Annotated in this window: 10 protein-coding genes, 1 tRNA gene and 1 pseudogene; 9 read left to right on the top strand and 3 right to left on the bottom strand. The window is 58.1% G+C overall.

Translation table 11 applies throughout. The features are described from left to right. A pseudogene (locus tag NW829_RS06000) lies at positions 1 to 288 on the bottom strand (peptidase M48); the annotation flags it as partial. A gap of 202 nt (positions 289 to 490) precedes the next feature. Continuing rightward, a complete protein-coding gene (locus tag NW829_RS05995) occupies positions 491 to 937 on the bottom strand; it encodes a Fur family transcriptional regulator (protein WP_011433855.1) in 447 nt (148 codons plus the stop codon). Positions 938 to 1,293: 356 nt separating this feature from the next. Here NW829_RS05995 and NW829_RS05990 point away from each other — a divergent pair, with 356 nt between their 5' ends. Next, positions 1,294 to 1,674 carry a hypothetical protein gene (locus NW829_RS05990; protein ID WP_414357087.1) on the top strand — a complete coding sequence of 127 codons (381 nt, stop codon included), beginning with the start codon at positions 1,294 to 1,296 and terminating at the stop codon, positions 1,672 to 1,674. A gap of 198 nt (positions 1,675 to 1,872) precedes the next feature. Then, complete coding sequence (locus NW829_RS05985) at positions 1,873 to 3,078, top strand: D-alanyl-D-alanine carboxypeptidase (protein WP_414416651.1); 1,206 nt, start codon at positions 1,873 to 1,875, stop codon at positions 3,076 to 3,078. Positions 3,079 to 3,232: 154 nt separating this feature from the next. Here the strand turns inward: NW829_RS05985 and NW829_RS05980 are convergent. After that, positions 3,233 to 3,305: transfer RNA gene (locus NW829_RS05980), tRNA-Ile, on the bottom strand. Between the two features lie 98 nt (positions 3,306 to 3,403). Between NW829_RS05980 and NW829_RS05975 the strand changes: the two genes are divergently transcribed. The 7 genes from NW829_RS05975 (at position 3,404) to NW829_RS05945 (ending at position 8,324) form a co-directional block, all read left to right on the top strand. Then, the gene (locus NW829_RS05975) at positions 3,404 to 3,943 is read left to right on the top strand and encodes a TMEM165/GDT1 family protein (RefSeq protein WP_414407328.1); all 540 of its coding nucleotides are present in this window, start codon (positions 3,404 to 3,406) and stop codon (positions 3,941 to 3,943) included. A 57-nt stretch (positions 3,944 to 4,000) separates the two neighbouring features. Continuing rightward, complete coding sequence (locus NW829_RS05970) at positions 4,001 to 4,336, top strand: TMEM165/GDT1 family protein (protein WP_011433859.1); 336 nt, start codon at positions 4,001 to 4,003, stop codon at positions 4,334 to 4,336. Positions 4,337 to 4,444: 108 nt separating this feature from the next. Then, a complete protein-coding gene (locus tag NW829_RS05965) occupies positions 4,445 to 4,594 on the top strand; it encodes a hypothetical protein (protein ID WP_011433860.1) in 150 nt (49 codons plus the stop codon). Positions 4,595 to 4,692: 98 nt separating this feature from the next. Continuing rightward, positions 4,693 to 5,454, top strand: a complete 762-nt coding sequence (gene pyrH / locus NW829_RS05960; protein ID WP_011433861.1) for a UMP kinase — start codon at positions 4,693 to 4,695, stop codon at positions 5,452 to 5,454. 102 nt (positions 5,455 to 5,556) lie between these two features. Next, positions 5,557 to 6,741 carry an endolytic transglycosylase MltG gene (gene mltG, locus NW829_RS05955; RefSeq protein ID WP_414416650.1) on the top strand — a complete coding sequence of 395 codons (1,185 nt, stop codon included), beginning with the start codon at positions 5,557 to 5,559 and terminating at the stop codon, positions 6,739 to 6,741. Between the two features lie 11 nt (positions 6,742 to 6,752). Further along, the gene (locus NW829_RS05950; RefSeq protein WP_011433863.1) at positions 6,753 to 7,226 is read left to right on the top strand and encodes a YqeG family HAD IIIA-type phosphatase; all 474 of its coding nucleotides are present in this window, start codon (positions 6,753 to 6,755) and stop codon (positions 7,224 to 7,226) included. Between the two features lie 450 nt (positions 7,227 to 7,676). After that, positions 7,677 to 8,324 carry a thermonuclease family protein gene (locus NW829_RS05945; RefSeq protein ID WP_414398898.1) on the top strand — a complete coding sequence of 216 codons (648 nt, stop codon included), beginning with the start codon at positions 7,677 to 7,679 and terminating at the stop codon, positions 8,322 to 8,324. Positions 8,325 to 8,456: the final 132 nt, after the last annotated feature.

The following is an 8,456-nucleotide window of genomic DNA, read 5'->3' as shown; positions in this document are numbered from 1 at the left end:
CGGCTCCGGATCCAGCCTCACCTGAGTTTTCCAGTCGGCAGCCTGCTGGCCCATGGGGCGGCTGTAGAGGGCCAACCGTTTGACTTGGGGGTAGCGAGTGGGAATCGCCTTCTGGAACCAGGCCGTCAACTCCTCATAGTTGAGAGCAAGGCCGGCAGGGCGGTTGATCATAATGACAAGGGCATAAGCCTTGGGGCTGTCCCGGAGCGGTTGGGCTTTGGCCTGTAATCTAAGGTGGGGATTAGCCAGCGCCTGCTCCAGCCACTGCACCACTTCCTGTTCGTTCATGGCCCTCTCCCGGATCTAGTGGGGTGAAGAAGATCAACTATTCATCAACCATTCAACTGTTGCCTCGGTTGCCGACTGCCGATTGGCCTCACGGGAGCTATTCTGGCATTTCCTCCCGTTGACGGGATCCCCATCCTCCTACCAGCCCAGTACAGTTCCCCTGCTGGGAAAGCATGAGAACCTGAGCTTTGGGAATTTTTGGCTACAAAATCGAGCGCTGCCCTTCTGGGCTGATACCAATAATGGTGAGCTGGCAATCCAACACTTTGAAACCGTACTTTTCTGCCACCTTCTGGGTGATGTTAAGAATGGCGTTGTTTTTGAACTCGATCACCTTGTTGGTCTTGACGCACACCAGATGGTGGTGGTGGTGGGGGGCCGGCTGGTTGATCTCGTAATGTTTGTGCCCTTCGGTCAGTTCCAGTTCTCGCAAAATGCCCATGCGGGACATCAGCTTGACGGTGCGGTAAATGGTGGAAAGGCTAATGTTGTGGCCTTCTTCCCGCAACTTTTTGTGCAACTCCTCCGCGCTCAGATGCGTGCCCTCAGGCAAGTTTTGAAACGTTTGCAGGATGATCTCCCGCTGCCGAGTGGCTCGCCAGCCTTTGGCATTGAGCTCTGCCTTGAACGCCTCTTCGGTGTAGACCATGATGCCGCCCCTCCGCTGTTGGGCAACGTCGCCGTAACAGTCAATAAGTTCTGTAATTGATAATAACTTCATTTATGACGACACCACCCGACTTGGTTGCTGAAGACATCGTTCAGGCTCAGTTCAGGCCCAATAGAACAGGGACGCAACTGAGGCGCATGGGCTGCCGGGAGAGCCTCGGGAAGGGTGCGGGAAACCCAATCCCTCATCCATCCGGGATGAGCTAGCCTACAGAGCAGAGCCATGTGGCGGACTGTTTCTGGTGTTCGGGCGCGCCTAGGCTAACATACTCAAGAAAAGGCCCGCGGCATCCTGACAGCGTTGGCAAGCGTAGTGATCGGGGAAGGAAAACGAAAATGCGGTTTGAGCAGCCCAAAACCTATTCCATTTCTCTGGGTGGCTGGGGGTTCTGGCTGGGATCCCTGGCGTTGGCAGCTTTGCTGACCAGTGTCGGGCTGGGGTGGCTGGTCGCCGGATTGGTGGCTCTGTTGCTGTTTTTGCTGTCCTTGCCGGTGTTGGTGCTCCTGGCCTTTCGCTGGTGGGCGCGCCGCTGGATTACCACCGATCGCTGCCCGGTGTGTGGGTCGGAATCGCAAGCCGTCGAGGGCAGCCGTTTCTTTTGCCCCAATTGTGGAGAGCCGCTGTTTGTTGCAGACGGACGTTTTTATCGGCAAACGCCCCCCGGCACCATCGATGTAGAGCCTGTGGAAGAGGGTGGCTGGGAATTGACGAGCTGATGCCCCCTCGGTTGCCGGGATGTTTAGAGGGTGTTTTCCGTGAAAAGTGCTATGCCTGCGGCACCCCATGGTGCTACACAACACTGTTGCTCCGCAACGCTGACGCCACGGCACGAACGACATCTGTGGGGCTGGCCCGGTAGGCGGCTGGTTTCGAGCTGGGTTGGGCTGCTCTCGGCGGCCACTCTGTTGCTGAGTTTGTCTCCCACTTCTCAGGCGACGGAGCAGGGATCCCTGCAACCTCAGGTGGAAACTTATCTGGCTCAGTTGGCCGGTCGGGGGTTTTCGCCCGCGGCTCAGGGGGTTTGGCTGCAGATGGAGGATCCTTCGCCTCAGCGGGACAGAATCCTTGTTTTGGGACAGCATCAGGGATCCACACCCTTGCCGGCAGCTTCTTTGACCAAGGTGGCAACGACACTGGCCGCTTTGCAGCACTTTGGCCCGCAGCACCGCTTTGTTACCACCTGGCTGGCCACTGGCCCCTTAACTGCTGAGGGAGTTCTACAGGGGGATCTCTGGGTTCTGGGGGGGGAGGATCCCTTGTTTGTCTGGGAGGAAGCCTTCTCCGTCGGCAACCTGCTCAATGCCTATGGGATCCGCCAGGTGCGCGGGGATCTGGTGGTGGTGGGCCGCTTTTACATGAACTTTTCCCGGGATGTGGCGCAATCGGGATCCCTGTTGCGGCAGGGGCTGGATGCGCGGCGCTGGCCGCCAGAGGCGGAGGCCCAATTTCAAACCTTACCCCCCGGCACACCCAGACCGCAGGTGGAGATCTTGGGTTCGGTGCGGGTTGCCCAGCAGATCCCGCCCGGCGCTCAGGTTTTGCTCAGACATGAGTCCCCCCCCCTCATTCACCTGGTCAAGCTGATGAACCTCTACAGCAACAACTCCATGGCCGAGATGTTGGCCGATGCGGTGGGGGGAGCAGACCAAGTGGCCCAAATCGCCCGGGCCATCGCCGGGATCCCGGCAGAAGAGCTGCAACTGATCAACGGTTCCGGGTTGGGGGTGGAAAACCGCATTTCGCCGCGGGCCAATGTAGCTATGCTTCAAGCCATCCAGTCTCTTCTGGAGGAGCAGGGGCTCACTCTGGCGGATGCTTTTGCCGTCGTTGGCCAAGATGTGGGAGTGTTGGAGCGGCGTCTGTTGCCAGGGATCCTAATTGCCAAGTCGGGCACCTTGAGGAGCGTCAGCACCTTGGCGGGTGTACTGCCAACCGAGCAGGGGGACATTTGGTTTGCCCTGATGAATGGCGGATCCGATCTGGTCGGCTTTCGCACCCAGCAGGGACAATTCCTCAGCCAGCTCCAGTCCCAATGGGGATCCCCTGCCACCTTGCCTGAGCGTTGGATCCCTCGCTCTGGGGATACGGGATCCCGCACAGAGCTGAACCCGCGTCTTTGAAACTGTGCCCAACCGGTTCTCTCTCAGCCCAGAGTGACCTCGGTCGCGTTAGCGGAACGCAGTCCTATGTCCGCCCTCCCAGTTTGGGAATTGAGATCGACTTGGCCCGCTGTCAACAGCCCTCAACCCAGAAACCTCGTCCAGCAATTTCCGATGGGGCGTACAGGGATCGAACCTGTGTAAGGCAAATTATGAGTTTGCTGCCTAAACCGCTCGGCCAACGCCCCTGATTCTTTTACTCTAGCGTTTACTCTAGCGCCCTTGTCTCCTCCAGAAGCGGCTGAAAACAGGATAAGCTGCATGTCGGTGGTTAGGATCTGACGCCATGGCTGCGCCGCGTTCTTGGCAGGGGCAAATGGCCCTGGGCTTGGGGTTGATTGCCTTGTCCTCAGCTCTCTGTTTTGGCTTCTTGGCCGTTGGGCAGCACTATCTCTACGGGGATGGATCCGCTGTGGATTTCCAGCCTGCCGGGGAGAGTTTGGCTTTGTCTCCCGCCCCCAGTACTGGGCCTCCGACGGCACTGCCCCTCACTACCCCCCCCTCTTCCGACAGCAATCTTCCTGAGGGATCCCCACTGCAACTCTGGTTTGTTACTTTTTTAACCGTGTTTGTGGCGGAAATGGGCGATAAAACCCAGTTGGCAACCTTGCTCATGAGTGCCCAATCCCAATCTCCTTGGGCGATCTTTTTCGGTTCCGCCGGTGCCTTGGTGACCGCCAGTTTTTTCAGCGTGGTGCTGGGAGAAGGTCTGGGCCAAGTCATTCCCCCGGGCTGGCTACAATGGTTGGCGGGTGCAGGGTTCCTGGTGATCGGGGGCTATGTATTATGGCAGGAGTGGCGGGGGAACAAGCTCCCAGAGGGCTAGCCTCCCTGAGCAGCCGATGCCAACCCGGCAGGACAGAGTGGAGAACAACCGAGGAACGTGTTGATCCAAGACAACGACAGCCGAACCCCGTCTTTTTTGCTGCGGCAAATGGCCGGACGGGCCGCCCTAGTGAGCTTTGGCTCGATTCTGCTGGCCGAAATGGGCGATAAAACCCAATTGGCGACCCTGCTCCTCAGTGCCCGCTCGCAAAACGCTGGGGTAATCTTTTTGGGCGCTGCTGCTGCTTTGATCAGCACCAGCCTAATTGGGGTGTGGGCAGGAGCTTGGGTGGCCCGCCTGATCCCACCTCGCTGGATCAAAACCCTGGCAGGCGTGGGGTTTGTTGTGATGGGCCTAGTCTTGTTGTGGGGATCCCTGCCCATAGCCGGCTGAGCAGAGGGCTTCAGGATGGCCTCGGCAAAGCGTGATAGGATTAAGAGCGCCTCACTTTGAAACTGAGGACCTTCACTTGAGTCCGGACAACCGGTCAGGAAAACCAGCATGGCCAAAAAACGCAATCTGAAGCGGGAAAAAGCCGAGCGCAACCGCGAATATGCCAAACAGTTCCAAAAAAGTCGTGCTCGCAATGGCCGCCGCTTCCGTTCTGCCCCCCGCGACAACGAGGCCAGCGCTGGCGAAGAACAGCAGTAAGGTTGTTTTTGTCGAGATGCTCTGTCGGTCAATCCTGTGAGCGGAGCTAGTTCAACAAACCTGCTATCGTATGCAGGGGTGGGCCGGAGCGGATAAGCATGAAATATCGACGGATTCTACTGAAGTTGAGTGGTGAAGCCCTGATGGGGGAGCGCCCCTACGGGATCGACCCCGAGGTCTTGAAGTCCATTGCCGGCGAAGTGGCCTCGGTGGTACGGGCCGGTGTGCAGGTGGCGATTGTGGTGGGAGGGGGTAACATCTGGCGCGGGCGCAAAGAGGCGGCTGCCCAAGGGATGGATCAGGCTTCTGCCGACTACGTAGGGATGCTGGCCACCGTCATCAACGCCTTAACCCTGCAGGATGCCATTGAGCGAGCCGGGATCCCCACCCGGGTGCAGACGGCCATCGCCATGCAGGAGGTGGCGGAGCCCTATATTCGTCGCCGCGCCATTCGTCACCTGGAAAAGGGGCGGGTGGTGATTTTTGGGGCAGGATCTGGCAACCCCTTCTTCACCACCGACACGACTGCGGCCTTGCGGGCGGCGGAGATCGATGCCGAGGTGATTTTCAAAGCCACCAAGGTGGACGGAGTTTACGATGCGGATCCCAAGACTCACCCTCAGGCCCGCCGCTACGATGTCCTCAGCTATCAGGATGTGCTGAACCGCGATCTGCGGGTTATGGACAGCACCGCCATCGCCCTCTGCAAGGAAAATCAATTGCCCATCGTGGTCTTTGACCTGACTACCCCTGGCAATATTTATCGAGTGGTGCAGGGAGAACCCATCGGCACTTGGATCGGACAGCGGACGGTCGAGAACAACGGGATCCCCAGCCCAGGAGAGTTGATCCCAAGTTAGGGGGGAAATCGGCCTTGAGAGTCCGGCGACGCCCTAGCCAGGATTGAGTCCGAAGGATAGCCTGGCTCAAGGGTGTGCTCAGGCCGTTTGGAGGGAAAGGCAATGACAGATCAGGTTCAGCATTCGGCCCAAAAGGATCCCGTCTCGCCCAGAAGCTCTGCTGCCCAAAGCGCTGTGCCTGCGGCACCCCATGTTGCTACGCAACGCTTACGCGAACGCTGGGGTCGGCGTCTTTTGCAGAGCTTGATTTTCCTGTTGGTTCTGGTCGGGGGATTGGGCTACTGGCAGTGGCAGACCTGGCTCCAGCCGGTGGGCGGCCCAGAACCGATCCAAGTAACAATCCAGCTGGGCAGCAGCAGCCGTCTGATCGGGCAAAAACTGCGCCAAGCAGGGGTGATTCGCTCAGCTCTGGCTTGGGAGCTGTGGAGCCGCACCTTCGGGCGCGACTGGGTGTTTCAGGCGGGCACCTACGCTTTGGATCCCAACCAGGACATGCTGGCCGTGGCCCAGCAACTGCGGCAGGGAAGGATCCTGCAAAGACGTCTGACCATCCCGGAGGGTTGGCGCATCGAGCAAATGGCAGAGGCTCTGGCCCAGCGCAACTGGCTGGCAGCCGATGCCTTCATTGCCGTGACCCGAGTGATTCCCCCCCTCGATTGGCTGCCCCCCCACTTGAGCTCTCTAGAAGGCTACCTGTTCCCAGACACCTATCTTTTCCCCATCGAACAGGTGGAGGGATCCCTGCCGGATCGGGAAAAGGCCCAGATGGTGGTCGACGCCATGCTGCAGCGATTTGTCGCGGTGGCCCTGCCCCTGTTTCGCCAGCACACCACTTCCCTGTCTCTGCACGAGTGGGTTACCCTGGCCAGCATTGTGGAGCGGGAGGCCGTGGTGCCGGAAGAACGCGCTTTGATTGCAGGTGTCTTTCTGAACCGGCTTAAGAAAGGGATCCCCCTGGGAGCCGATCCGACGGTGGAATATGCCTTGAATATCCGGCAAACCCCAGATCGCCGCCTCACCCTTGCGGAGGTGCGCACCCCCTCTCCCTACAACACCTACCTCAACCCGGGCTTGCCCCCCGGTCCCATCGCCAGTCCGGGCTTGGCCAGCCTAAAAGCCGTTTTGCAGCCTGAGCAAACCGACTATCTCTACTTCGTGGCCCGCTACGATGGCACTCACATTTTCAGCAAAACCCTAGCAGAGCACGAGGCAGCCCAATTGCAAATTATTCAAGAGCGCCGACAAGCTGCCCAGGGATCCCACCATAGTCCTCAACCAAGTCCTTAGCCGAGGAGCGGATGGTACACAAACCTTGGTTCAAGCTCCTGCAACCGGATCTGGTGGTGGCCGGCACTGTCTTAAAGTTGCGGGCAGAAGACCTGTGGGCCTGGCAGGTAAAAGGCATCATCTTTGACGTAGACGGTACACTGGTGCCGAGCCGACAGGTTGAGGTGGATCCCGCTGTGGCTGCTTGGCTGGAGCAGTTGCGTCCGCACTTTCAAATTTGGCTGGTGAGCAACAACCTCAATCGCAACCGGATTCAACAAATCGGAGAAAGCCTGGATCTGCCTTACATTCACCGGGCCGGGAAACCCTCACGGCGGGCCTTGCGGCGGGCCGTAGCCCAGATGGGCTTGCCGGTAGAAGCGGTGGCTATGGTGGGAGACCGCCTGTTGACGGATATTTTGGCGGGCAATCGACTGGGGTTGGTAACCGTGCTGGTCAACTCCCTCTTGTCCGAAGCAGTCGAAAAGAACCCTGCTACCCTCTAGGGGCTGCGCTTTTGAGAGATTTGAGAGTTGGACAACTGTAATTGTTTCAAACTGAATTGAAAAGGTTTCCAAGCACTCCCCCTTTCCTTCGCAAAGAGAGAAGACCAAAAGACAATCCTGCTGCTCGGAAGGACTTAGTCACTTCAGTTTAGGGTGAGACGCCTGGGCAGCTGAGAAAAGCCCTGTGGCCCCATGCATGTTTCATGCATGTTTTAGGTGTGGGTACAGTGTCCCAGTTTGAATCGAAATGACCAACCACAGGTTGTCAGCGCTGACAACTGCTGACCGGATGGGTAGCACATCTAAAAATCAAGACAAAAATCGAGAGAGATTTTCCAGACCTGACCCATCTGCCCCAATTTTTTGTAGAGTGACGGCAGGTGAGCCGGATCCCGCGTTGAAGCCCAGTAGGCGGCGGTGTGAGGGCGGTGTGAGATCCAAAGGTCAAGCATGCGAACCATCCCTATCGTCAAGTCCGCCATGCAACGGCTAAAGTCCATGCTGCAAAAATCCCTGCGTTCTGCTCCGACTTCCCCCCGCTCCAGATCCCTGCTGGCATCCAATGGACGGAGCCTGATCAAGCTGGGCAGCTTTCTGGCCTTGCCGTTGATATTCTCGACATTGCCCGGTTGGGCTTTAACATTGGTGGCGCGTCCAGATCTGCGCGACCTCAAACGTGCAACCGTGTTTCGGGTGGTCAACTACAACACCCTGGTTGTCCAGCTTGAAGGAGACTTGAATTTGCGGCTGGTGCAACTGATCGGGATCGATCCCTTGCCTGACCCGATCAACCCCAACTGGACGGAGTTGCGCGGACAAACCCCTCTGGCAGTTTACAATGCTGGCCAATATCTGCAGACTGCTCTGCTGGGACGTGAGGTGTTTTTGGAGTTGGATCCTGCCCTAGCCCCTGCTCCCACCTTGCCTGCCTACGTTTGGCAAGCCAACACCCTCATCAACCAGGAAATGCTGTTTTTGGGGCATGGCCTGTTGTCGCCTCAAACCGATGGCTTGAAGTACGGCCCCATTCTCACCGAAGCTGCCGATGCAGCCAAAAGACAAGGACGCGGCTACTGGACAACCTACGGCCCTCGCTAGAGACCAAGCCAAACCCAGAGCTGGAATTGCCGGCCTGTTTGTTGAGAATAATCTCAACAGCCATCTTCCGCCGGTCGGTGAGAGCATGACTCTAGTCAATAATAAGCTCAACTATACTGAAAATAATGTATA

Source organism: Synechococcus sp. R55.8 (genome assembly GCF_047461895.1).
Lineage (GTDB): Bacteria > Cyanobacteriota > Cyanobacteriia > Thermostichales > Thermostichaceae > Thermostichus.
This window is presented reverse-complemented; position numbering and strand designations above follow the sequence as displayed.